At 70.2% G+C, this 1,629-nt stretch carries 1 protein-coding gene; it reads left to right on the top strand.

Features of this window, described 5'->3' with window-relative positions:
- On the top strand, nucleotides 1-1,629 hold a 1,629-nt coding region (locus ACIBEF_RS32385), incomplete at both ends, for a hypothetical protein (RefSeq protein WP_396797225.1).

Genomic DNA, 1,629 nt, shown 5'->3' with positions numbered 1-1,629 from the left:
CGACCGCGCTCCCCGACGGCAAATGGCGGCTGCTACCCAGCGGCGCCAAAATCAGCTGGCCCGATCAGGACTATGCCCAGGCGTTGAACCGCCTGTCGGTAGGCACCCGCATCACGCAGAACACCACAGTGATGCTGCCCGGTCGTACCGTCCCTGTTCCCATCGGCCAACTGGTGAGCAGACTGCGGAGCATCGCGGCCCACGGGGGGCGGGTGGCGGCGCCGGATCCGGCGTTGGTTTCCGCGTTGGCCGCGCACGGCCTGCACCACAACCCGACCGCGCTTCCCGACGGCAGATGGCGGCTGCTACCCAGCGGCGCCAGAATCACCTGGCCCGATCAGGACTATGCGCAGGCGTTGAACCGCCTGCCGGTAGGCACCCCCCTCACAAACGACACCACAGTGACGCTGCCCGGTCATAGCGCCCCTGTTCCCATCGGCCAACTGGTGAGGTCACTACGGGACGCCTCGGCCGGCGGGGGGCGGGCGGCGGCGCCGGATCCGGCGTTGATCGCCGCGTTGGCCGCGCACGACCTGCACCACAACCCAACCACGCTCCCCGACGGCAAATGGCGGCTGCAACCCAGCGGCGCCAGAATCACCTGGCCCGATCAGGACTATGCCCAGGCGTTGAACAACCTGCCGGTAGGCACCCCCATCACGCAGAACACCACAGTGATGCTGCCTGGTCATACCGTCCCTGTTCCCATCGGCCCACTGGTGAACTCACTGCGGACCACCGCGGCCAACGGGGGGCGGGCGGCAACGCCGGATCCGGTGTTGGTCGCCGGGTTGGCCGCGCACGGCCTGCACCGCAACCCGACCGCGCTCCCCGACGGCAAATGGCGGCTGCTACCCAGCGGCGCCAGAATCACCTGGACCGATCAGGACTATGCGCAGGCGTTGAACCGCCTGCCGGTAGGCACCCGCATCACGGGCAACACCACAGTGACGCTGCCCGGTCATACCGTCCCTGTTCCCATCGGCTCACTGGTGAAAAGACTGCGGGACACCGCGGCCACCGGGGGGCGGGTGGCGGCGCCGGATCCGGCGTTGGTCACCGCGTTGGCCGCGCACGGCCTGCACCACAACCCGACCGCGCTCCCCGACGGCAAATGGCGGCTGCTACCCAGCGGCGACAGAATCATCTGGCCCGATCAGGACTATGCGCAGGCGTTGAACCGTCTGCCGGCAGGCACCCGCATCACGCGGAACACCACAGTGATGCTGCCCGGTCATAGCGTCCCTGTTCCCATCGGCCAACTGGTGAGGTCACTACGGGACGCCTCGGCCGGCGGGGGGCGGGCGGCGGCGCCGGATCCGGCGTTGGTCACCGCGTTGGCCGCGCACGGCCTGCACCACAACCCGACCACACTCCCCGACAACAAATGGCGGCTGCAACCCGCAACAGCCGTCCCTGCCGGACCCGTCCCCGCAGGGAACACCGCCACCGCCCTGACCGGTCCTACCGCCCTGACCGGCCCCGGCCCCGGCGCCCCCTGGCGCCTCCCCACCCCAACCATGCCACCAGCCGCCACCCCAACCACGACATCGGCGGGCATCGCCGCCGCGGCGCGGCTGTCGACCGTTACTGCCTCAGCACAGCCGAGAGCCGCCAACCGCGAGGACC

The sequence above is a fragment of the Micromonospora sp. NPDC050795 genome (assembly GCF_044456785.1).
GTDB lineage: Bacteria > Actinomycetota > Actinomycetes > Mycobacteriales > Micromonosporaceae > Micromonospora.
The sequence above is the reverse complement of the archived record's forward strand: the minus strand, read 5'-3'. Positions and strand labels throughout refer to the sequence as shown.